A 21,808-nucleotide genomic window follows, 5' to 3' on the forward strand; every position below is an offset into this window, starting at 1 on the left:
CTCTGGGCGGTCAGGACAGCTTCTGCATCTTCACCGGCATCTCGACGGAGGTGGTCTGGTTCCTGCCACAAGCACCGCTCGCGGTCTTGGTCATGTCGCGGCCGGCCAAAAAGGTGAGATTCTTCGTGAGGCGTTCGTTCCGAGAAGGATCCATTCCCCACAACATGAACTTCTGGTGTCCGGGGGCGAATGTCCCATTGGGGCAGGGCATCCAATTCGGAATGTCGCGATCGACGTACCAGAAGTCGTCGAGCCGGATGGGGGCGGTCCAGCCGCGGTCGCTACTCACCGTTCCGGTGCATTCGATCGGGCTCACGCAATCTGTGCTGACAGTCCAGGTTTGGACGACGGTCACATCGTCGCGGAAGACGTCAGCGCCACCTGCGCCATGGGGGCCGATACTCTTTTTCGCCCATTCACCGTCCGACATCACCAGGAAGGTGCCGTTCAGCGCGACGCCGAAATCATCGGCGTACGCCGGCGTTGCGGTTCCCATGCTCGCCACGAAGGCGATCGCCGCGACGCCCGCGGCCAAATCAGCACTGCGCATGCGGAAAGCCTATCGCGCATAGTAGTTCTCCTGTTCAATAGGGAGAATTTCGTTTCGTCGTTATGTGAGAATGTCTGAATGCGGTCCCCCGTCGCAGTGTTCGCTGCCCTGCTGTCCTTCGCGGCGCTCACCGCAGCCCCGCCAGTCGCCGCTCAGCCGCCGTTGCCGCCACTACCCCCGCCGGGTGCCGAGTGCGACAACCCCACGTGCACGCCGGGCATCAGGCCGGGTGTCATCCTCGGGTCATACTGCAACAACACGACCTACTATGCCTTCGGCGTCACATCATGGGGCCGATTGGTGTTCTGCGGATCGCCGCGGCGGTACGAGCCACGCTGGTTCCGTTCACCCGAAATGCACGGCGTGAAAAACGAATTCGACCTGTGTCCGCTGTACGTGGGCGAGGTGGCCCAAGCGCCAGATGGGCTGTTCCTCACCTGCGTAGCCAAGGACGGCCGCTCGTATTGGGAGCGCGGCGACCTGTAGCGGCCGTTGCCCCGTCGAGACCGCGCGCAGATCGCCGAAACTGCGGTTTGTGTGGTCTCTCCGCAGTTTCGGCGACCGTGGTGACGCTCAGCCGAGCGGCTTGAACTCGATGTTGATCTCGGTGAGCCCGCGCAGGATGAACGTCGGCTCGTAGACGTAGCGGCGAGCGTCGATCGGCCCGTGCTTCTCCTCGCTGACTGTGATGTCGCCCAGCCGGTCCAGCAGCCGTTCGATCGAAACACGGCCCTCCACACGAGCAAGCGGTGCGCCCGGACAGGAATGGATACCGCGGCTGAATGCGATGTGCTCGCGCACGTTCTTGCGGTCCAACTGGAATTCGTGCGGGTCATCGAAGCGGTTCGGGTCGCGATTGGCCGCACCCGGGCTGACCATCACCGTGGTACCTGCGGGCACCGGGGTATCGCCGAGAATCGTTGTCTTACGAGCCATCCGAAACACGCTCTTGACCGGGCTGTCCATCCGCAGGCACTCCTCGATGAACACCGGGATCAGGCTGCGGTCGTCGCGCAACTGCTGTTGGATGTCGGGACGGTCGCTGAGCACCCGCATCGCGGCGCCGAGCAGTTTCGCGGTGGTCTCCTGACCGGCGGCGAACAGGAAGGTTGCCGTGCGCACCACGTCGACCACTTCGGGCGTGGAGCCGTCCGGGTACTTCGCGACGGCGATCGAGGTCAGCACATCGTCGCGTGGGTTCTCACGACGTTCCTCGATGTACCGCGCGAACTTCTCATCAGCCCACTCAAGAGGATTGGTGGCGATCACCTCGTGGTCGAGACCGCCGATGTTCGTACCAGGACGCTCGGCGCCGAACGCCTCGCGAAAGTCCTCGTGGTCCTCTTCGGGGACACCGAGCAGGTCGGCAACGACCAACAGCGAGAACGGCTTTGCGTACGCGGCGAGGAATTCACACTTGCCGTCGGCGATGAACTCGTCGATGTGACGATCGGCCAGCCGCCACATGAAGTCCTCGTTCTCCTTGAGGCGCTTGGGGGTCAGCAGGCGGGCCAGGATCGAACGCGCATCCGTGTGCTGCGGCGGGTCCATCGTGACCATGTGCTCGAACAACGGGATCTCGGTGCGGTGCTTCTCGAGTTGTTCGCAGATGTCGTCGCCCTCGGGCGTGAACGGTATCGGCGTGAACGGACCCATGACCGCGACACAGGACGAGTAGTTCTCGCTGTCCTTGTAGACGCTGTTGGCCGCCTCCCACCCGGTGACGGCGAGCACGCCGTTGTTGATCGGACAACAGACGGGATCCTTGGAGCGAATGTGGTCGTAGTACGGGTGCGGGTCGGGGATGAGGGAGGGATCGGTGAAGTAGTCAACCGAATCGAAATCAGTGGTCCCGGAATCAGTGGTCATATGTGTGAGCCCTCCAGGGGGTCGACGCTGGCCCGCGTGATGGTGAGCGGACGCGGCCGCTCATGAATTGGCTGAATATGCTGAGCACTTGCTTAGCATGGGGTTAAGGTCGTGGTCAAGATCGGACGGCGGGGCGCCACTACGATCGGCGTGTCGGAAGGGCGGGAAGAGAAGTGATCGGATGACTGGCGTTTCTGGGCCGACGCGACGGATTGGGGCGCCGGACGCGAAAAATCGTGGCGTGCTGCTGGATGCTGCCGAGCAACTGCTGCTCGAGGAGGGCTACGCGGCGGTCACATCGCGACGCGTCGCCGATAAGGCGGGTCTGAAACCCCAGCTGGTGCATTACTACTTCCGGACCATGGAAGACCTGTTCCTGGCCGTCTTCCGGCGCATGGCCGAGGCGGGTCTGAAGGCGCTCACCGAAGCCCTCGCCTCGCCCCAGCCACTGTGGGCGCTGTGGCGGTTCAGCACGCAGCCGGAGGCCACCCGCCTCACGATGGAGTTCATGGGCCTGGCCAATCACCGCAAGGCGCTACGGGCCGAGATCATCTACTACGCCGAACGCTTCCGTGAGGAGCAGAACAGGGCCATCGCGGCCGTACTCGAGAGCTACGGCGCGCAGGCGCAAGAAGTTCCGCCGGTGGTGTGGACGGTATTCGCAACGAGCGTGTCCCAGGCCCTGGTGGTTGAGCGGGCGCTCGGCATGACCACCGGGCATGCGGAGACATTCGCGTTCTGCGAGAACTGGATTCGCCGGCTGGAAGGCGAACCGCTCACGACGGGATAGAACGAGGCGCGGCGCGCTCACCAGCTCCAGCGGGCGCTCACCAGCTCCGAATGGAGCAGAGCGCGCCCTTCGGGCCTTGATGCGTCTTCACTACCACCCCGTCGACCGCGAGGACGCAGTGAATATTGGGTTTCGCCTCGCCAGGTCCGCTGGTCGCCGTGACCATCGCCCAGTCATCGGGGTTGGCCAGCTGTACGTCCAGGTTCCACTGCTGGTCCGGGCCGATCTGCGCCTCGACCTTCGGGCTGAACTGGTACGGGTTGTGGCTGTAGGCGGCCCAGTTCGGCGGATCGACGTCGCGGTAATAGATGTCGACGTAGAACGGTTGCTCGGAGAACACCGAGTACTTGACGTTGTGCAGCACCGGCGGTGGGGGATCCTGCGCCACCGCGGGCGCACTGACCGTCAGCACACCACCGGCAGTCACCACGGTTGCCGCGAGGAAAGCCGGCAAAGTGGTTCGGGCCGGGCGACGGACGCTGCGCGCGAAGATCATTTCCGGATCTTAAAACGATGTTCGCGGGCCAGGTCGCGAATCGCGAACCGCATCAGACCGACAGGATCGTCGCCGAAGCGGTGCCGGGAGCGCCGTACACCTGAGCCAGGCCGACTTTGGGCTCGCCGGGGACCTGACGGTCGCCGGCCTCGCCGCGCAGCTGGCGGACGAGTTCGTGCACCTGCCGCAACCCGGAGGCCCCGATCGGTTCGCCGTTGGCGATGAGACCGCCGTCGGTGTTGATCGGTATCGACCCGTGGATCTCGGTGGCGCCGTCGGCCAGTAGCTTCTCCTGCTCACCGTCGGCGCACAGGCCTGTCTCCGCCATGTGGATGACCTCGGCGCCGGCGTCGGTGTCCTGAAGCTGCGCGACGTCGACGTCCTCCGGCCCCAATCCCGCCGCCTCATACGCCGCCTTGGCGGCATATACGGTCGGCGAGGAATCCTCGTCGAGCGGCGCCGACGTCGCGTGCACCTCGTAGGCGCCGAAGCGGCGGGTGCGAATCTCGGTGGCGCGCACGTAGACCGGCTTCTTGGTGAAGCGATGCGCGATGTCGCCGCGGCACATGATCACCGCCGCGGCGCCCTCGTCGGGCGCGCAGAACATGTATTGCGTCAGCGGGTAGTTCAGCACCGTCGAGTTGAGAATCTCCTCTTCGGGGATCGCCTTGCGCCGGAACGCGTTCGGGTTCAGGGCACCGTTGCGGAAGTTCTTGGCCGCCACCTTCGCCAGAGTGGCCTGCGAGATGCCGTGCTTGTGGATGTAATGGTTGGCCTTCATCCCGAAGAACTTGGTGGTGACGAACTGACCGTTCTCGGCATACCACTGCGGTAGCGCCAGTTTCGCCGGGTCGTCGGTGAACGCACCGCGCGGGTGCTTGTCCAGTCCGATCGCGATCCCGATGTCGTACTTGCCGAGCCGGATGGTGTCAGCGGTCTGCTGGATCGCACTGGCGGCGGTGGCACACGCGTTGAAGACGTTGGTGAACGTGATGCCCGTCAACCCGACGAGCCGGGTCACCGCGTCGGGGTTGGACACCTCGTAGCTGCCGCCGAAGCCGAACTGGATGTCCTTCCAGTCCACGCCGGCGTCGGTGAGTGCGGACTGGATCGCCTCGGCGCCCATCTCCATCGCGGTCTTCGGGAATCGGCCGAACGGGTGCAAACCCACGCCGATGATCGCCACGTCGTTTGTCATCTCGGTGCTCCTGTGTCTAGACGGGCTTGAAGGCGAAGGTGACGACCTCGTTGCCGTCGTCGTCGGTGGTGAACGGCACCATCGTCAGCTCGACCTCCATGCCGAACTCGAGCTTGGCGGGGTCGTTCTCGGTGAGGCGGCCCTCAACGCGGACGACGTCCTCGAGTTGGACCAACCCGACGCCGAACGGCACGAAGTCGTTGCCCGTGGGGCCCTTGTACGGCGCACCGGGTGGGAACCCCTGCGTCGTCCAGGCGACCAGCGTGCCTCGCCGGGGCAGCTTGAGCTCGGACATGTCGCCGGCGCTGCACTTCGGGCAGCGCTGCTGAACCGGGAAGGCGGTGGCGCCGCATGCGCCGCAGCGGCTGCCAATCAGCTGCGGATTGTCATCGGGCCAGGTCGAGATTTCGGGCGCGAGCGCCACTTGCTGTGTCGGCACGCGCCGACGATAACCGGAAATGACGTTCTCGTCTAGAGAGAACCAGGGTCGTCAAGCGGTCGACTCGCTGCTAGCCTCCCGGATGTGGACGCCGATAAAGCGCAGATCGCCGAGGTCTTGATCCGTTACGCGACCGGAATCGACTTCAAAGACTGGAAGCTGTTCCGCACGTGCTGGGCCGACGACGTCGACATCGACTACGGCGACCTGGGCACGTTCACCGACGCCGACGCCTTCACCACGCTGATGGAGCAGATCCACGGCGGCATGGGGCAGACGTATCACCGCATCTCCAACATCGTTGTCGACGTGAGCGCCGACCGGGCCACGGCGCGGTCCTACGTGCATGCCGTGCTGAAGGCCGTGCCGGACGACGACGGAAGCTGGATCGACGCGCTCGGCCACTACGACGACGAGCTCGCCCGAACTGCGGACGGATGGCGGATCGTCAAGCGCACCACCAACATCGCGCGGGTGATGAGCGCGGCCGGCGTGGCGCAGTGAGCACCGGGTTCGCCACGCGGTACGGCCCGTGGGCCGTCATCGCGGGGGCGTCGGAGGGCATCGGCGCTGAGATGGCGGACCAATTGGCCTCACGCGGGCTCAATCTCGTCGTGATCGCGCGCAACGGCGCTCTGCTCGACCAGGTCGCCGCCGCGGCGCGGGATCGGCACGGCGTGCAGGTGCACGTACTTGTGCAGGACTTGACCGCCCCCGACATCGTCGCCACGGTGGCTACCGCCACGGAGGGTCTCGAGGTGGGGCTGGTCGTCTACAACGCCGGCGCCTCCGATCGCACGACGACGTTTCTGGAGAACGACCTCGACTACTCGCTCAAGCAGGTCGCGCTCGACTGCATCGGGCCGATGGCGCTGGCCCGTCACTTCGGGCCCGCGATGGTCGAGCGCGGTCGCGGCGGCGTCGTGATCGTCGCGTCGCTGGCCTGTCTGGCCGGGTCGGCCACGCTCGCGGTGTATTCCGCGGTGAAGGCGTTCCAACACACGTTCGCCGAGGGACTGTGGGCCGAGCTTGGTCCCCACGGCGTGGACGTCTGCTGCACGCCGCTCGGCATGACCTACACCCCGGCGCTGGCCCGGATGGGTGTCGAATACGACCCGCAGACGCAGATGCGCTCGGAGGACGTCGCCGCCGAGATCATCGCGAACATCGGCAACGGCCCCACCTACGTCGTCGGTGAGAACAACCGCGCCATGGCATCTCAGGTGTGGACAATCGACCGGCGCACGCTGGTCGAGATGATCAGCGCCGCCTCAACCGATTTCGCCGCCAAGAGGAAGGGCTGAGATGCGAGCGGTGGTGCTGCGGGACGGAAGGCTCGACGTCCGCGAGACGGCCGATCCGCAACCCGGCCCCGGTGAGCTGCTGATCAGACCGCTGTCGGCGGCGATCTGCGCTTCGGACGTGCACTACATGGACCATCCGAACTCCTCGCCCCGGTTCGGATGGGATCCGGACCGCGACACCGTGATGGGCCACGAGTTCGTCGGCGAGGTGGTCGGCCACGGGCCGGACTGCTCGGGCGACTTTCCGATGGGCACGCGGGTCACGAGCATGCCGATCCTGATCCGCGCGGGTCAGGAGCCACTGGTGATCGGCCATCATCCCGATGCCCACGGTGCGTTCGGCGAACTGATGGTGGTGTCGGAGATGATGTCGCGACGCGTGCCCGATGCGGCGCCGAACGACGCTGTCGCGCTGGTGGACGCGTTCGCCGTGGGGGAGTACTACGTGCGGTGCTCGGGTGTGGGGTCGGACGACCTTCCGCTGGTCATCGGCGCGGGCGCCATCGGCCTGTCGACCGTCGCCGCGTTGAAGGCGCGCGGCGTCGCCCCGATCGTGGTGTCGGAGTACAGCGACGATCGTCTGCGCTACGCCGCCGAATTCGGCGCCGACGTGCTCGTAAACCCGGCGAAGCGCGACCCCTACGAGGTGTGGCGGGAAACGTTTCGCGCCAACGGGTTCCAGACCACGCAGGTGATCTTCGAATGCGTGGGCGCCAAGGGCTTGATGCAGACCATCGTCGACTCGTGCGAGTTTCTGGCGCGAGTGCATGCCGCGGGCGGCTGGTACGACGCGGGCACCATCGACTGCACCGCTGCCACGCACAAGGGCATGACGATCCAGTTCGGCGGTGGGCCTCACCCGCAGGACTGGTACGGCACGCTCGACGCGGTCGCCGATGGTCGCCTCGATCCGTCGCCGAGCATCGGGGCGACGATCGGTCTCGACGAGGTACCCGACGCGATCGATCAGGTGCGCAGGGGTGCAGGCCCGCCGCGCATCGTCGTCCATCCAGGGGCGTCGTGACGATCCTGCCGGGGCCGATCCGTCAGATCGGCTATGTCGTCACCGATATCGACCGGGCGATCGCGAGCTGGCTGGAGCTCGGGGTCGGGCCCTGGTTCGTCATGCGGAATCTGACGCTGAGCGCCCGCTACCGCGGCGAGCCGTGTGAGGTCACCCAGTCGCTGGCGCTGAGCAACAGCGGCGATATGCAGATGGAGCTGATCCAACAGCACAGCGAGGCGCCCAGCGCCTTCACCGAGTTCCTCGACGCCCACGGCGAGGGATTTCACCAGTTCGCCTACTGGGCAGACGATTTCGACGCCACGATGGAGGCCGTCGAGGCGGCCGGCTGGCCGGTCGTGTGGTCGGGCGGCGGGGACGTCGGCACCCGCTTCGCCTACGTCGAACCGCCGGGCGGCCCCGGCCATATCGCACAGGTCATCGAGATCATGGAACTCACCGAGATCACCAGCGGTATGGCGGCGTTCGTCCGCGACGCCGCCGCGAACTGGGACGGCAGCGACCCGATTCGGGTACTGGGCGGGTAGCTCTCGTCGGGCGCGAAATTGCATTCCAGCAGCGGAAGGTCGAGTACGGGCCTGCTGGAACGCAATTTCGCGGAGGTGGGCGCGCAGAAGTTACTTGGTGCGGTTCATCGCCTTGTCGGCGGCGGCCCAGTGCTCGTCGGAGACCCACAACCGCGCGAACGCGTCGACGGCCTCGTCGGTCGAGGCGCCCTTCATCACGCGCTTGATCTCGCCGGCCGGCCGGTGGGCCAGCTTGCGGGCGATCGCGCGCCAGTCGTCGTCGAACGACTCTCGCGCCAGCACCTGATCGACCAGGCCCACGCGTTCGGCCTCCTCGGCCGAGAGGATGGTGCCGGTGCCTGCCAGCAGCAGCGCCTTGCTGTAACCGACGATGTCGACCAACCGCTCGGCGCCGCCCCAGGCGGGCATGATCTCCAGCGCCACCTGGTTGAAGCCGATCCTGATGTCGGAGGCGGCCAGCCGGATGTCGGTCGAGACCGCGAACTCGGCACCGCCGCCGAGCGCATGGCCGTTGAGCACGGCGATGGTGACGCCGGGGGAGGACGCGATGCGATCACACACCGCGCGCATCCGCCTGGCCATGGCCGCCGCGTCGGCCTCGGTGCGCAGCGCGGCCAGCTGTTTGAGGTCACCGCCGGACACGAACGCCCGGTCGCCTGCGCCCTTGACCACGAGCGCGGTCGCGCCTTCGGCTCCGTCGAGCGCGGCGTCGAGCTGCTCCATGGTCTCCGGCGCGATCGCGTTGCGCGCCTGCGGCCGGTCGATGGTGACGACCGCCAAGCCGTCCTCCAACTCGAGGTCTACCATCGATCGTTCTCCATTTGCGATATTGGCATTCTCGGTTTGAGAGAATAGCATCGCGTCGAGTCGGAGCAGCCGCCTGAGTGTGGGGAGTCCATGCGCAAAATTCCGGTCGAGCTGACCAAACGCTACGAAGAGGAAGGCTGGTGGACTCCGGACACGCTCGGTGAGCTGTTGGCCCGCCACCTGGCCGCCCACCCGGACACCGGCTTCTGCGTGCACTCCGATGTGCGCCCGTACACAGGCACATTCGCCGACGTGGAACTGCGGGCCCGTCGCCTCGCGGCCGGCCTGCACAAGCGCGGGGTCGGGCCCGGAGACGTGGTCGCGCTGCAGTTGCCCAACTGGATGGAGGCCGCGGTCGCGTTCTGGGCGTCCACCTTCCTGGGTGCGGTCGTGGTGCCGATCGTGCACTTCTACGGTCGCAAGGAACTTGCCCACATCCTGTCCACCGCGCGGCCGAAGGTCTTCATCACCGCACGCGAATTCGGCCGGATGACATTTGCGCCCGACCTGGCCGCCGACGTCCCGATCGTGGCGCTGGTGGGCGCCGAGGAGCGCTTGCGCGAGGAGCGTGTCTGCAGTTTGGACGAGCTCCTCGACGACGACCCGATGGCGGGCACACTGGCCACCGATCCGGCGGGCCCGGCGCTGATCGCATTCACCTCGGGGACGACCAGCAACCCGAAAGGCGTTGTCCACAGCCATCAGACGCTGGGCTTCGAAACCCGTCAGCTGCTCGAGAACTATCCCAAGGACCGCGGCCGCCAGTTGACCGCGACGCCGATCGGTCACTTCATCGGCATGGTCGGTGCGTTTCTGATCCCGGTGCTCGAGGGCGCCCCGATCGATCTGTGCGACGTGTGGGATCCCGGCAAGGTGCTCAAACTCATGGAGACCGAGGGGATGTCGGTCGGCGGCGGGCCGCCGTACTTCGTCACCAGCCTGCTCGACCATCCGGACTGCACCGACGCGCACCGTTCCCGGTTCACCACCGTCGGCCTCGGCGGGTCGACCGTCCCCGCGGCGGTGACGCGCCGGCTCGCCGACATGGGGTTCTTCGTATTCCGTTCCTACGGCAGCACCGAGCATCCGTCCATCACGGGCTCGCGGCCCAGTGCGCCGGAGGACAAACGGCTCTACACCGACGGCGACCCGCGCCCCGGCGTGGAGATCAAGCTCACCGAGGACGGTGAAATCCTCTCGCGGGGGCCGGATTTGTGCCTGGGCTACACCGACGACGAGATGACCGAGCGGGCGTTCGACGACGACGGTTGGTACCACACCGGCGACGTCGGAGTGCTCGACGAGGACGGCTACCTCACCATCACCGACCGCAAGGCCGACGTGATCATCCGTGGGGGAGAGAACATTTCCGCGCTCGAAGTCGAGGAAGTGCTGCTCGGTATGCCCGGTGTGGCCGAAGCCGTCGTGGTCGCCGCGCCCGACGACCGGCTCGGTGAGCGGACGGCAGCGGTGCTGCGCATCCGGCCGGGCAGCACCATGCCGTCGCTCGAAGAGGTACGCGACCACTTCAAGCATGCGGGTGTCGCGGTCCAGAAGTGGCCCGAGGAACTGCACGAGGTGCCCGAGGGCGAGGACTATCCGCGCACGGCTAGCGGAAAGGTTCAGAAGTTCGTCCTGCGGGAGCAGGTGCGAGCCAAAGCGCGGGGGTAACTCAGGCGGTACGACCGTCAGCACATTGCGAACCGGACACCAATGAGAATAGGATTCTCCCGAGAAGAAAAGGAGTGTTCCATGGGACAACTTTCACACCGGGTCGACATCCCGTTTCCGCTGTTCGATGCGGACAACCATCTCTACGAGCCCCCCGAGGCGATGACCAAGTACCTCCCCAAGGAGTACAAGGACATCGTTCAGTACGTCGAGGTCAACGGCCGCACGAAGATCGCGATCAAGGGCCAGATCAGCAACTACATCCCGAACCCGACCTTCTCGCACGTCGCCAAGCCCGGCGCGTGGGAGGAGTACTTCAAGTTCGGCAACCCGGACGGCAAGAGCAAGCGCGAACTGTTCGGTGAGCCGATGCGCTCCATCCCGGCGTTCTTCGAACCCGCTCCGCGGCTGGAGCTGATGAACGAACTGGGCGTGGACCGCTCGCTGATGTTCCCGACGCTGGCCAGCCTGATCGAGGAGCGGCTGCGCGACGATCCGGTCGCCATCCACGTGATCATCCATTCGCTGAACCAGTGGCTGGACGAGGTGTGGGGCTTCAACTACCAGAACCGCATCTTCGTCACGCCGGTGATCACTCTGCCCATCGTCGAGAAGGCGATCGAGGAACTGGAGTGGGCGGTCGAGCGTGGCGCTCGCGCCATTCTGATCCGTCCGGCGCCGGTCCCCGGTTTCCGCGGCCCGCGGTCGTTCGCGCTGCCCGAGTTCGACCCGTTCTGGGAGCGCGTCGTCCATCACGACATCTTCGTCGGCATGCACTCCTCGGACAGCGGCTACTCGCGCTACACCTCGGAGTGGGACGGCGTCGCGCAGGAGATGCTGCCGTTCCAGACCAATGCGATGTCGATCCTCAACGAGTGGCGCCCGATCCAGGACGCGGTGGCGTCGTGGGTCATCCACGGTGCGCTGTTCCGGCACCCGAAGCTCAAGGTCGGCATCGTCGAAGCCGGTTCGAAGTGGATGTTCCCGCTGCTGGACTCGATGGCCGAGGTGTACAAGAAGGCGCCAGAAGCCTTCCTGGGCAACCCGATCGAGGAGATCAAGAACCGCATCTTCGTCAGCCCGTTCTACGAGGAGGGCATCGACGACCTGATCAACCTGATCGGCGTGGATCAGGTGCTCTACGGCTCGGACTGGCCGCACCCTGAGGGCCTGGCCGAACCGACGCACTACGTCACCGCGCTCGAACACCTTTCGGTCGAGGATCAGGCGAAGATCATGGGCGGCAACCTGGGTCGCCTCGTCACCGTGTGACGTACCGAAACGCCGCGCTACGACGATCAAGGGCGTCCCGCGCCCGATGAGGAGTAGCGCCGTCACTTGGGAGACCATCCCCGAGATGGTCTTGAGCGCAGCGGACCGTTTCGGCGACGCGGAAGCGGTCGTCGACGGTCCGTTGCGCTTGTCCTTCAGCGAGCTGATCGGGCGGATACGTTGCGCGGCAGGCGCGTTCGCCGACTTCGGGATTGTCAAAGGCGATCGGCTGGCGATCTGGGCACCGAACTCCGCCGACTGGATTGTCGCCGCGTTCGGCCTGCTGGTCGCCGGTGGTGTGCTGGTTCCGGTCAACACCCGGTTCAAACCGGAGGAGGCCGCCGACGTCATCGGCCGCAGCGGTGCGAAGGCCGTGCTGGTACAAAAGGACTTCCTCGGCCTGGACTATTCGGTGAGCACCGACGTGCCGGTGATCGACCTCGGTTCGGGGTTCCTGTCCGCCGGCGCTCCGTTCGACGATCGCGTCGGCGACCTGAGGGGTACCGACGTCGCCGACGTCATCTTCACCTCGGGCACCACGGGTCGGCCCAAGGGCGCGATGATGAATCACCTCCAGACGCTGCGTGCATACGAGGAGTGGGCGACGCTCGCCGACCTCCGCGAGGGTGATCGCTACCTGATGATCAACCCGTACTTCCACACGTTCGGCCTCAAGGCCGGACTCATCGCCTCGTTCCTACGGGGCGCCACGATGCTTCCGGTGGCCGCTTTCGACGTCGATACGGTGGTCGATCTCATCGAGCGCGAGCGCATCACGATGTTGCCCGGTCCGCCCACGCTGTACCACTCGCTGCTGACCGTGGCCGACACAGACCGGCTCGCCTCCCTGCGGGCCGGCGTGACCGGCGCGGCCGACATCCCGGTGGAGTTGATCCGCCGCATCCGCGACGAGTTGCCGTTCGAAAGCCTGATGACCGGCTACGGCCTAACCGAAGCCGGCAACGTGACGTTGTCGCGGCCGGGGGACACCCCCGAGGATGTCGCGACGACCGCGGGTCTGCCGTGCGAGGACGTCGAGGTTCGCATCGCCGACGACGGCGAGGTGTTGGTGCGCGGCTACAACGTGATGCAGGGCTATCTCGACGACCCCGCTGCGACCGCCGACGCGATCGACTCCGAAGGCTTCCTGCACACCGGCGATCTCGGCGAGTTCACCGAGTCGGGCCGACTGCGGATCGTCGGGCGCAAGAAGGACATGTTCATCGTCGGCGGATTCAACGCCTATCCCGCTGAGATCGAAGGCTTTCTGCTCGAACACCCCGCGGTGGCTCAGGCAGCCGTTATCGGGGTTCCCGACGAGAGGTTGGGCCAGGTGGGCAAGGCGTTCGTGGTGCGCAGTGCGGGTCACGACCGCGTCACGGGTGAGGACCTCATTTCGTGGAGCCGGGAACGAATGGCGGGTTTCAAGGTGCCACGCTCTGTAGAGTTCCTCGACAGCCTGCCGTTGAACGCCACCGGCAAGGTGATGAAGGACCGCCTTCTGGACAATCGCCGCTGAGCATATGCGTAGCGCGTAAATAGCATTTCCGCAGGAAGACGGTGTTTGCCGGGCGGTGCCTGCGCAGGTATCGTCGCGGCGATACTCAAAAATCGATAATGGCATTCTCACTAGTGGTGAAGCAGACAAGGAGGGCGCTGTGCCGTCATTCAGGCGCCGCGAGTCGGTGATCGACGCGGACCGCGTCGACAAACCGCCGCGGGATGACCCTGAGCAGCGGTCGGCGGACTCGGACGAGGCGCTTCGCCTCGCCGAGGAGGCGGAGGCCGAAGCGGCCGAGGCGGAGGCGCTCGCCGCCGCCGCGCGCGCTCGCGCGAAGGCCATCCGGTTGCGCAGGCAGGCTGCTGAAACCAAGGCGCCGGACCCGGAGGTCGACGAGGTTCTCGAGCCGGTCGAGGAGACGGCGCCCGGGGCGAAGACCACCGACACCGTGGCCGACGACGCCGCCCAACCGGAAGCCGGCGAGGCAACCGAAACCGACGAAGCGGCCGACACCGACGTCGAGGACTCAGCGGAGCCCGACAAGGCCGAGGCGACGACGCGGTCCCGCCGCCTGCGGATGCCGCGGATCAGGTGGAAGATCGTCGCTGCGGTGGTGGCTGTCGTCCTGATCCTGGCGTTCGGGGCCGCGAGCGCGTACATGGTGTGGCAGCACCGGCTGGCCCAAGAGGAGCAGCAGCGCACCGCCGAATTCACCGCGGCCGCGCGGCAGAGCGTGGTGACCCTGATGTCGTTGGACTTCAACAGGGCCCAGGAAGACGTGCAGCGCATCATCGACAACTCGACGGGTCAGTTCAGGGATGACTTCGAGGCCCAGGCCGAGGACTTCACCCAGGTCGCCAAGGATTCCAAGGTGGTCACCGAGGTCACCGTGAACACTGCGGCACTGACGTCGATGACCGACACCAACGCCACCGCGCTGGTCTCGGCCACCTCGAGGGTCACCAACACCGCAGGTGCCAATCAGGAGCCTCGCTCATGGCGGCTGAAGGTGGATCTGGTCCGCGAGGGTGATCAGATCAAGATGTCGAAAGTCGAGTTCGTACCGTGAGCGCCGAAACCAAACCCGACGAGGCCGACGTGAAGACCGCGGCCTCCGACGAGCCGGAATCGACAGCCGTCGAACCGGAGTCGACGGCGGCCGAGGAGACGCAAGCGGCCGAGGAGACGCAAGCGTCCGAGGACTCGGAAGCGGCCGAGAAGAGCCGGCCGAAACCCCGCAGTGCCGTGCGGAGGTATCTCGGCGCGATTCTGCTGACAATTCTGCTGGTGGTCTCGGCAGGTGTCGCGGCCTGGCTTTACTTCTTCCAGTTCCGGGCCGACCAGGAGACCAACCCCGACGCCCAACGGGTCGCACTGGAGGCGGCGAAGTCGGGCACCGTGGCGCTGTTGTCGTATGCCCCTGATTCGATGGAGCAGGACTTCACGAACGCGAAGTCGCACCTGACGGGGGACTTCCTGAACTACTACACGCAGTTCACCGAGCAGATCGTGACCCCGGCGGTTCAGGAGAAGCAGGTCAAGACCAGCGCTGCTGTGGTGGAGGCCGGCGTGGCCGAGATGCAGCCCGACACCGCCGTGGTGTTGGTCTTCGTCAATCAGACGACGGTCAGCAAGGAGAACCCGGACGGGGCCTTCGCGGCAAGCGCGGTCAAGGTCGGCTTGACCAAGTCCGACGGCCGCTGGCTGATCAACAAGTTCGACCCCGTGTAGCGTCGCCGCCGTGACGGCGCTCCCCGGCCAATCCCTCGCGGCGGTCGTGACGGTGCCTGCCGCCGAAGCCGCTGCGCTCGAACCGGTGGCGGGTCGATCGCCCCTGTCGCGTGTCGTGCACGCCTGTCTGGAAGCGGTCGCCGATCCCGCCAGGGTCGTGGTGGCGGTCGCCGAACAGTTCACAGACGACGTAGGCGCCCTACTCGCCCGCGACGGGTCGGCCGTCGGGCTCGTCGCGGTCGCCGGGACTGCCACACGGGCGCAGTGCCTGGCTGTTGCACTCGAAAAGGTTGTGGCCGAGCCCGTTTCGGCATCACACGTACTCGTCTACAACGTCAACCAGCCTCTGACCCCGGCGCAGCTGCAGGCTCGGGTCATCGAGCACTTGAGGCAGGGAGCTTCCGTCGTGCTACCTGTCCTGCCGGTCACCGACAGCGTGAAGGTCGTCGACGAGCGTGGTGTCGTCACCGCCTCACTGGATCGGTCGACGCTTCAGACCGTGCAATATCCCCGCGGTTTCGCCGCCGACCACCTCGGCCGGCTGATCGCCGAATCCGTCGGGGAGTTCGACGAGGCCGTGGAGGCGATCCGATCGGTAGTGCCGGTTGTGACAGTCGACGGTGACGCCGAGGCCGTTGCGGTCGACCTCCCGCACCACAGTCTGCTCCTCGAGGCCATCATCGCGAGCCGCGGCGCCCGCTGAGTGTCGTGAGCAGACGTTCGGCGGTCGCGATGTCGCCTGCGTACGTCACCTTGATGTTGTGCGGTTCACCCGGAAAGGTCTGCACCGCAACGTCGGTGAACGCCTCGACGCACGACGACGTATCGGTGCCCTCGAAGCGGTGACGTTCCGAGCTACGGTACGCGGCAAGCAGTTGTGCGGCACGGAAGGCCTGCGGTGTCTGCACCCGAACCAGCGCGGACCCGTCGGCCGGCCGCCGCAGGGCGGTGGTCACCACGTCGCGAAGGGGCAACGCCGGTATCGCGCCACCGGATTCGCGGGCGAGCGCGAGCGCGCGGGTGAACATCTCCGCGCCGGCCATCGGTCGCGCGGCGTCGTGGATGAGCACGACGTCGATGCGCCCGGATTCGATGTCGGTTTGCAGATGGCGTAGGACGTTGAGTTCGGAACCGTGCCGGGTGTCGCCGCCCTCAACGAGTTCCACGTCGGCGGTGGGCAATTCGCGTGCAACCATGTCCCGTGCCAGAGCCAGCTCGCCCTTCCGGTGCACCAGCACGATGCGGTCGATGTCGGACACCGTCGTGAGGGTCTCCAGCGACCACGCCGCCATCGGTCGACCCGCGACAGGGAGGTAGGCCTTGTTGCCGTCGGCGCCGACCCTGGTGCCCAGGCCTGCCGCGAGCACGACCGCCACGGCGCACGGCGGTGTTTCGGGCTCCTCGACGGTCACCCCCGTATCTTGGCACCGACCGTTTCGGCACCTCACGGCCCGGGTACGCAATTTTGCATGCCGAAGACATCCAAGAGCGGCAGCGCCCGGAAGAGCGAACTGCCCAGCACACTGCAGAAGTCGGACGCCAAGGCCCAGCGGACCTTCGCCAAGGCCCATGACGCCGCTGCCGAAGAGTACGGCGAGGGTGAACGCGCACACCGCGTCGCCTACAGCGCGCTCAAGCACAGCTACGAGAAGGTCGGCGACCACTGGGAGGCGAAGGACGAGAAGGGTCCGTCCGATGAGCGTGCACGCAGCGGCGGCCCGAACGCCAAGGGCGATACTGCCGAGGGCGTGAACGCCAACTCCTCCAAGAAGCACCTCATGGAAATCGCGCGGCGCCTTGACATTTCGGGTCGGTCGTCGATGAACAAGGACGAGCTGGTCTCGGCGATCAAGAAGGCCAACCGCCGCGAGACCGCCCGCAACCGCTGACGGATCGGTTCACTCAGTCACCTGCGCCGGTGTCTCGGCCGGTGTGGGTGTCGAGCCCCTCCAGCAACATCCGCTCCTGTTCGACCCTCATCACCCGGCGTGCCTTGCCCCGGGTGATGAGAATGCCGACGACCGCGAACGTCCAGATCGCGTACTGCACGGTCCAGGCCAGCCGGAACGAGTCGGAGGAGAATCCGCCCGTCGCGTCGAGGATCGCGCCCATCGCCTGCATCACCAGCAACGAGGCGATGAACCCGCCCATGTTGACCAGACCGGAAGCGGTGCCCAGCGTGGCGCTCGGGTTGAACGTGCGCGCGAAGTCGAAGCCGACCATCGAACCGGGTCCGCCGACCGAGATCACGACGATCAGCAACACGAGCAGCCACAGCGGCGCCCTGCCGGGTAACGCCAACACAATGGTCCATATCAACGCGTTGCTGGCGATGATCGCCAGAACCAGACGAGAGCGGCGGTGTGGCCGACGCCCGGTGAAGATGCCGATCAGCACCCCCGCCGATATGGCGGCCACCACTGAGACCGTCAGCATCAACCCGGCTACGCCGGCCGAAAGGCCCTGCGCGTTGGTCAGGTAGGGAACGCCCCACATCAGCGCGAACACCGTCACCGAGAACTGGGTGCCCATATGGGTGAAGAACCCGAGTCGCGTGCCCGGTCGCAGCCAGACCGTCTTGACGCTGGCCAGCGTCTCACGCACGGAGACGGTGTGGATCGCCACCGCGTTGCCGTGCGGGGTGTTCTTCACCAGCGCAGCAGTCAGCGCCATCGACAAGACGCCGACCGCGGCCACCGAAACGTAGGCCGTCGTCCAGCCCCATGCGTTGAGGACGGCGAAGAACGGTACCGCCGACAACACCTGGCCGAGCTGGCCGCAGATACCGGTCAACTGCGTGACCAGCGGAACCTGGCGGGGGGTGAACCAGTGCGGCACGAGTCGCAGCACCGAGATGAACGTGAACGCGTCGCCGAGACCCACCACCGCTCGTGCCCCGATGGCGGTGGGCAGCGACTCGGTGAACGCGAGCGTGAGTTGGCCGCCGGACATCAGCGCGGCGCCCGTCAGGATCAGCGTCTTGGAGCCGAAGCGGTCCAGCAGAACCCCGGCAGGCACCTGCGCTGCGGCGTAGACGATGACCTGCAGCACGACGAACGTCGAAAGCACGCTCGGGCTGGCGTGGAACCGTTCGGCGGCATGGAGTCCGGACACGCCCAATGTGGTGCGGTCGAGAACGGCGACGATGTACGCAAACAGGCCGGTGACCCAGACGATCCAGGGACGCACACCGAACCCTTTCTCGCCGGCGGTTGATAAGTCTGACTTTTCCATGGTTCCGCACGGCTGTGCGGCAGCGCCAATTCCGCGTCGGTGAGTTCGCTCACCGACCTGATCGGACCGCGGCGCCGAGTTGGCTAGCAACGGAGCTGTTGCGCAAGCTGTGAAATGAGACTACTAAATTGACGCTGATAGAAGCGTTGCAATCGGCTCGTCGGATGATAGGAGTCAGCGGGTCGATAGTTTGCTCGCAACCGTCGGCGCCATTACAGTGATCGCATGGATCGTCGCGTGGCTCAGCCGGCACGCGCTCCCGCCGGGGTTCGCGACGTTGGCTGAGTATCGCCTCAACGAGCTGGCCCAGATCTCCGGCGTCAGCGCCCGCAACATTCGTGCGTATCGCGAGCGTGGATTGCTGGATCCGCCGCGCCGCGTCGGCCGGTCGGCGTTCTACGACGACTACCACCTGTCACAGTTGCGCACCATCAACCAGCTGCACCGCCGCGGCTTCAACTCCGCCCACATCGCCGAGTTCTTCGCCAGCCTGCGTGAGGGCGCCGACCTTGCCGACATCCTCGGCATCCAGCGGGCCGTGCTGGGTCCCGGATCCGAAGCAGACGCCCGGGAAGCGTCCGTGGCGGCAGAGGCGAACGGGGACGGGCTTGCGATCGGCCCCGACAGCGACGAGGTGCGGCGGTTGGTCGAGTACGGATTCGCGGAGGTGGTCGACGGCTTCGTGGTGTTGATCGACACCGCGGTGCGACGGGCGGTGGCGCAGTCGGCAGATCCACTCGTATCCGTCCAGGTGCTGTCGCACATCGTCGAGGCCACCGATGGTGCGGTCGACGCGTTGGCGGCTCAGTTCGTCGACGCCCTCGAAGACTTCGTGACCGCGCGGTTGGGCGCGGAGCACGCGTCGACCCGGGCAGGCGGTGATGAGCTCATGCGGACGGTGGGCGAGTACCGGAACCTGTGGACCAGCGTCGTGTTCAGTCGGCTGGACGAGGCGCTTCACCGCCACATTGCAGACGCGAGATACAGCGGGGGCGGTTTACCCGGCGGACAGGCGGGACCCCCTCAGCGCGGGCCGCTCACTCGGTGATCTGCCGCCATCGTTCGACCCATTCGTCGTAGTCGGTGCAGTCGTCACCGCCGCCGTCGACGCATTTCTTCTGCGGTGTGGTCCAGTAGTGGATCTTGGCGGCGAAGCTCGCGTCGGTGGCGTGGTAGATGTCGCAGAAGTCGCGCTCGGTGGTGAACTCGCAGGCCTTGGCGTTGGCGGGCGCCTCGCCGAAGAACTCGGCGGCCTCGGCGTTGACCTCCGGTGAGGAGATCCAGTTCAGCCACTTGTACATGCAGTTCGGGTGGGCGGCCTTCGTCGAGATCATCCACGTGTCCGACCAACCGGTGGACCCCTCTTTGGGCAGCACCGTGTTGACCGGAACCCTGTTGCGCGCCCCGATCGTGTTGGCGATCACCTGCCAGGTGGTGCCGATGACGGAGGCGCCGGACTCGAACGCCTCCACCTCCTTGAGATAGTCCGACCAGTACACGCCGATGTTCTGGCGCTGCTCTTCGAGCAGTTGCACCGCGGCATCGAGTTGCCGGTCATCGAGCGAGTACGGGTCCTCGATGCCCAGTTCGGGCCTCTTCTTGGACAGGTACAGCGCTGCGTCGGCGATGTAGATGGGTGAGTCGTACGCGGTGACCTTGCCGCGGTACCTGTCGGCGTCGTCGAAGACCGCCGCCCAGGAGTTCGGCGCGTCCCGCACGACCGCGATGTTGTACATCAGCAGGTTGGCGCCCCACCCGTGCGGGATGCCGTACATCTGACCGTCGACCGAATTCCAGGGTTGGTTCTTGAGGAACGGCGAGATCGATTCGTAGTGGGGGACCAGTGCGGTGTTCACGGGAGCCACGTCGCCCGCGTAGATGAGCCGAAGCGTCGCGTCCCCGGAGGCCGACACCCCGTCGTATCGCCCGCTGCGCATCAATCCGACCATCTCGTCGGATGTGTTGCCCAGCGTCACCTCGGTCTGGCATCCAGTCTGCTGTTCGAACGGCGTCACCCAGTCGGCTTGCGCGTCGTTGGAGCCGTCTTCGACATATCCGGCCCAGGCGATCAGGTTGAGTCGGCCCTCGCCCTCGCCGACCGAGCTGAGCGGTTCGATGTTCGGTGGCTGCTGCCCTGCGGGGGACTGTTGCCCGGGTGAGCATCCGGACGTCAGCGCGAACACCAGAACAGCACAGGAGATGACGATCGAGCCGGTTCGCGCGGCGGTGGGCGGCCTGCGCGCCATGGGTGTCACTCCTCGGTTGGTCAGCGGATCGTCGAACCGTGCTACCCGATGATTTCGCGTTTCGGCTTAGCTCGGCAACGCCGCGCCGAGAGAGCGAAGATTGGTGCAGATGTTGCCAATGGCATCCGCGTGATTGCTGTGACGGCTGTCGTATTCTGTGGCACGTGTCAGCATCGTGGCCGATATCGCGGCGGACCGTCCTCAGGGGCGCGGTGGCTGCGCCTGCGGCGCTCGTTTTCGGTGCCGGTGTGCACGCCGCACCCGCGTCAGCGGCGCCGCACGGGATTCTCCTCGACTACGCCGCGGGTGTGCTCAAGGCCAGCGACATCCGAGCAGCGGGCGCCCTGGGGGCGATTCGCTACGTCTCCGACCGACGACCCGGCGGCGCATGGATGTTGGGGAAGCCGATCCAACTGGCCGAGGCGCGCGACCTGTACCAGGCCGGGTTGAAAATCGCGTCCTGCTATCAGTACGGCAAGAAGGACACCGCCGACTGGCTCGGCGGCCAGAACGCCGGGGTGGCCCACGCGAAACGCGGCTGGGAGCTGCACGTCGCCGCCGGCGGCCCTCAGGGCGCGCCGATCTATGCATCGATCGACGACAATCCGACCTACGCGCAGTACAAACAGCAGGTGGCCCCGTACCTGCGTGGCTGGGAAGCGGTGCTGGGCAAGCAGCGCGTCGGTGTCTATGCCAACTCGAAGACCATCGAGTGGGCGCTCCAGGACGGCATCGGAACGTACTACTGGCAGCACAACTGGGGATCGCCGGGGAAGGTCGCGCACGCGGCCGCCCATCTGCACCAGGTCGAGATCGACAGCCGATCAATCGCGGGCGTCGGCGTGGACATCAACCACATCCTCAAGCCCCAATTTGGGCAGTGGGACTAAACCTTACCGATCGGTAAGTACGTTCAGCAAACTTTTCTCGGTGGCCGACGGCTCCGAGAAGACAGATCGGACCCGTCTGTCTCGTCTGAGCTCGGCGACGCCGCTGGTGAGACACGTCGAAAATTTCTTTATAACGATTTGATAACGAAACCGCCGTGATCAGGGCACTTCTGCCTACTCGACCGTAACCACCTTCATGCAGGACGTTTGTCCCGAATGCCTTCGGCCGGTGTCGAAGTGCACGTTATCCAACCGCTGG

General features: G+C 66.1%; 24 protein-coding genes. 15 read left to right on the top strand and 9 right to left on the bottom strand.

Features of this window, described 5'->3' with window-relative positions; translation table 11 throughout:
- Nucleotides 1-10: 10 nt before the first annotated feature.
- The gene (locus CEX88_RS03655) at nucleotides 11-535 is read right to left on the bottom strand and encodes an Rv2253/PknI dimerization domain-containing protein (RefSeq protein ID WP_476638864.1); all 525 of its coding nucleotides are present in this window, start codon (nucleotides 533-535) and stop codon (nucleotides 11-13) included.
- A gap of 93 nt (nucleotides 536-628) precedes the next feature.
- Here CEX88_RS03655 and CEX88_RS03660 point away from each other — a divergent pair, with 93 nt between their 5' ends.
- Complete coding sequence (locus tag CEX88_RS03660; protein ID WP_094292437.1) at nucleotides 629-1,036, top strand: hypothetical protein; 408 nt, start codon at nucleotides 629-631, stop codon at nucleotides 1,034-1,036.
- 87 nt (nucleotides 1,037-1,123) lie between these two features.
- Here CEX88_RS03660 and CEX88_RS03665 read toward each other — a convergent pair whose 3' ends face one another.
- Nucleotides 1,124-2,419, bottom strand: a complete 1,296-nt coding sequence (locus CEX88_RS03665) for a cytochrome P450 (protein ID WP_094292438.1) — start codon at nucleotides 2,417-2,419, stop codon at nucleotides 1,124-1,126.
- 181 nt (nucleotides 2,420-2,600) lie between these two features.
- Here CEX88_RS03665 and CEX88_RS03670 point away from each other — a divergent pair, with 181 nt between their 5' ends.
- A complete protein-coding gene (locus CEX88_RS03670) occupies nucleotides 2,601-3,209 on the top strand; it encodes a TetR/AcrR family transcriptional regulator (protein WP_094292439.1) in 609 nt (202 codons plus the stop codon).
- A 37-nt stretch (nucleotides 3,210-3,246) separates the two neighbouring features.
- On the opposite strand, the gene CEX88_RS03675 is transcribed toward CEX88_RS03670, so the two are convergent.
- Genes CEX88_RS03675 through CEX88_RS03685 form a run of 3 tightly spaced genes read right to left on the bottom strand, consistent with a single transcriptional unit; the run spans nucleotide 3,247 to nucleotide 5,342 of the window.
- Nucleotides 3,247-3,705 (bottom strand): hypothetical protein, encoded by a 459-nt coding sequence (locus CEX88_RS03675; protein WP_094292440.1) that lies wholly within the window; start codon nucleotides 3,703-3,705, stop codon nucleotides 3,247-3,249.
- A gap of 52 nt (nucleotides 3,706-3,757) precedes the next feature.
- On the bottom strand, nucleotides 3,758-4,903 hold the full coding sequence (locus CEX88_RS03680) for a thiolase family protein (protein ID WP_094292441.1): 1,146 nt from the start codon (nucleotides 4,901-4,903) through the stop codon (nucleotides 3,758-3,760).
- Between the two features lie 16 nt (nucleotides 4,904-4,919).
- Complete coding sequence (locus tag CEX88_RS03685; protein WP_094292442.1) at nucleotides 4,920-5,342, bottom strand: Zn-ribbon domain-containing OB-fold protein; 423 nt, start codon at nucleotides 5,340-5,342, stop codon at nucleotides 4,920-4,922.
- An 84-nt stretch (nucleotides 5,343-5,426) separates the two neighbouring features.
- Here CEX88_RS03685 and CEX88_RS03690 point away from each other — a divergent pair, with 84 nt between their 5' ends.
- Genes CEX88_RS03690 through CEX88_RS03705 form a run of 4 tightly spaced genes read left to right on the top strand, consistent with a single transcriptional unit; the run spans nucleotide 5,427 to nucleotide 8,197 of the window.
- Nucleotides 5,427-5,846: a nuclear transport factor 2 family protein gene (locus tag CEX88_RS03690; protein WP_094292443.1), complete on the top strand. Its 420-nt coding sequence runs from the start codon at nucleotides 5,427-5,429 to the stop codon at nucleotides 5,844-5,846.
- Nucleotides 5,843-6,646, top strand: a complete 804-nt coding sequence (locus tag CEX88_RS03695) for an SDR family NAD(P)-dependent oxidoreductase (RefSeq protein ID WP_202931360.1) — start codon at nucleotides 5,843-5,845, stop codon at nucleotides 6,644-6,646. The genes CEX88_RS03690 and CEX88_RS03695 overlap by 4 nt, the downstream gene beginning before the upstream one ends.
- 1 nt (nucleotide 6,647) lies before the next feature.
- A complete protein-coding gene (locus CEX88_RS03700) occupies nucleotides 6,648-7,670 on the top strand; it encodes a zinc-binding dehydrogenase (protein WP_202931361.1) in 1,023 nt (340 codons plus the stop codon).
- Nucleotides 7,667-8,197 (top strand): VOC family protein, encoded by a 531-nt coding sequence (locus CEX88_RS03705; protein WP_094292445.1) that lies wholly within the window; start codon nucleotides 7,667-7,669, stop codon nucleotides 8,195-8,197. Before CEX88_RS03700 ends, CEX88_RS03705 begins: the two co-directional genes overlap by 4 nt.
- A gap of 90 nt (nucleotides 8,198-8,287) precedes the next feature.
- Here CEX88_RS03705 and CEX88_RS03710 read toward each other — a convergent pair whose 3' ends face one another.
- Nucleotides 8,288-9,004: an enoyl-CoA hydratase/isomerase family protein gene (locus CEX88_RS03710; RefSeq protein WP_094292446.1), complete on the bottom strand. Its 717-nt coding sequence runs from the start codon at nucleotides 9,002-9,004 to the stop codon at nucleotides 8,288-8,290.
- A 90-nt stretch (nucleotides 9,005-9,094) separates the two neighbouring features.
- On the opposite strand from CEX88_RS03710, the gene CEX88_RS03715 reads away from it, so the two are divergent.
- From CEX88_RS03715 to CEX88_RS03740, 6 genes are all read left to right on the top strand, one after another.
- On the top strand, nucleotides 9,095-10,675 hold the full coding sequence (locus CEX88_RS03715; RefSeq protein ID WP_094292447.1) for an AMP-binding protein: 1,581 nt from the start codon (nucleotides 9,095-9,097) through the stop codon (nucleotides 10,673-10,675).
- 81 nt (nucleotides 10,676-10,756) lie between these two features.
- Nucleotides 10,757-11,947 carry an amidohydrolase family protein gene (locus CEX88_RS03720; protein ID WP_064396980.1) on the top strand — a complete coding sequence of 397 codons (1,191 nt, stop codon included), beginning with the start codon at nucleotides 10,757-10,759 and terminating at the stop codon, nucleotides 11,945-11,947.
- Nucleotides 11,948-11,993: 46 nt separating this feature from the next.
- On the top strand, nucleotides 11,994-13,466 hold the full coding sequence (locus CEX88_RS03725) for a FadD3 family acyl-CoA ligase (protein WP_094292448.1): 1,473 nt from the start codon (nucleotides 11,994-11,996) through the stop codon (nucleotides 13,464-13,466).
- A 139-nt stretch (nucleotides 13,467-13,605) separates the two neighbouring features.
- Nucleotides 13,606-14,517, top strand: coding sequence for a hypothetical protein (locus CEX88_RS03730; protein ID WP_094292449.1), 912 nt, complete (start codon nucleotides 13,606-13,608; stop codon nucleotides 14,515-14,517).
- Nucleotides 14,514-15,179: a hypothetical protein gene (locus CEX88_RS03735; RefSeq protein WP_094292450.1), complete on the top strand. Its 666-nt coding sequence runs from the start codon at nucleotides 14,514-14,516 to the stop codon at nucleotides 15,177-15,179. Before CEX88_RS03730 ends, CEX88_RS03735 begins: the two co-directional genes overlap by 4 nt.
- A 10-nt stretch (nucleotides 15,180-15,189) precedes the next feature.
- On the top strand, nucleotides 15,190-15,882 hold the full coding sequence (locus CEX88_RS03740) for an IspD/TarI family cytidylyltransferase (protein WP_094292451.1): 693 nt from the start codon (nucleotides 15,190-15,192) through the stop codon (nucleotides 15,880-15,882).
- Here the strand turns inward: CEX88_RS03740 and CEX88_RS03745 are convergent.
- Nucleotides 15,857-16,591 carry an IspD/TarI family cytidylyltransferase gene (locus CEX88_RS03745; RefSeq protein WP_231987568.1) on the bottom strand — a complete coding sequence of 245 codons (735 nt, stop codon included), beginning with the start codon at nucleotides 16,589-16,591 and terminating at the stop codon, nucleotides 15,857-15,859. The two genes, CEX88_RS03740 and CEX88_RS03745, sit on opposite strands and share 26 nt — an antisense overlap.
- 57 nt (nucleotides 16,592-16,648) lie before the next feature.
- On the opposite strand from CEX88_RS03745, the gene CEX88_RS03750 reads away from it, so the two are divergent.
- Nucleotides 16,649-17,068 (top strand): ChaB family protein, encoded by a 420-nt coding sequence (locus CEX88_RS03750; RefSeq protein ID WP_066840761.1) that lies wholly within the window; start codon nucleotides 16,649-16,651, stop codon nucleotides 17,066-17,068.
- Nucleotides 17,069-17,081: 13 nt separating this feature from the next.
- On the opposite strand, the gene CEX88_RS03755 is transcribed toward CEX88_RS03750, so the two are convergent.
- Nucleotides 17,082-18,368: an MFS transporter gene (locus CEX88_RS03755; RefSeq protein WP_066840759.1), complete on the bottom strand. Its 1,287-nt coding sequence runs from the start codon at nucleotides 18,366-18,368 to the stop codon at nucleotides 17,082-17,084.
- Between the two features lie 262 nt (nucleotides 18,369-18,630).
- Between CEX88_RS03755 and CEX88_RS03760 the strand changes: the two genes are divergently transcribed.
- The gene (locus CEX88_RS03760) at nucleotides 18,631-19,461 is read left to right on the top strand and encodes a MerR family transcriptional regulator (RefSeq protein WP_238381936.1); all 831 of its coding nucleotides are present in this window, start codon (nucleotides 18,631-18,633) and stop codon (nucleotides 19,459-19,461) included.
- Here the strand turns inward: CEX88_RS03760 and CEX88_RS03765 are convergent.
- Entirely contained in the window at nucleotides 19,451-20,659 is a 1,209-nt protein-coding gene (locus CEX88_RS03765) for an ABC transporter substrate-binding protein (RefSeq protein WP_094292453.1), read from the bottom strand. The two genes, CEX88_RS03760 and CEX88_RS03765, sit on opposite strands and share 11 nt — an antisense overlap.
- Nucleotides 20,660-20,823: 164 nt before the next feature.
- Between CEX88_RS03765 and CEX88_RS03770 the strand changes: the two genes are divergently transcribed.
- Complete coding sequence (locus tag CEX88_RS03770) at nucleotides 20,824-21,549, top strand: DUF1906 domain-containing protein (RefSeq protein WP_238381937.1); 726 nt, start codon at nucleotides 20,824-20,826, stop codon at nucleotides 21,547-21,549.
- Nucleotides 21,550-21,808: the final 259 nt, after the last annotated feature.

Source organism: Mycobacterium neumannii, from assembly GCF_002245615.1.
Taxonomy (GTDB): domain Bacteria; phylum Actinomycetota; class Actinomycetes; order Mycobacteriales; family Mycobacteriaceae; genus Mycobacterium; species Mycobacterium neumannii_A.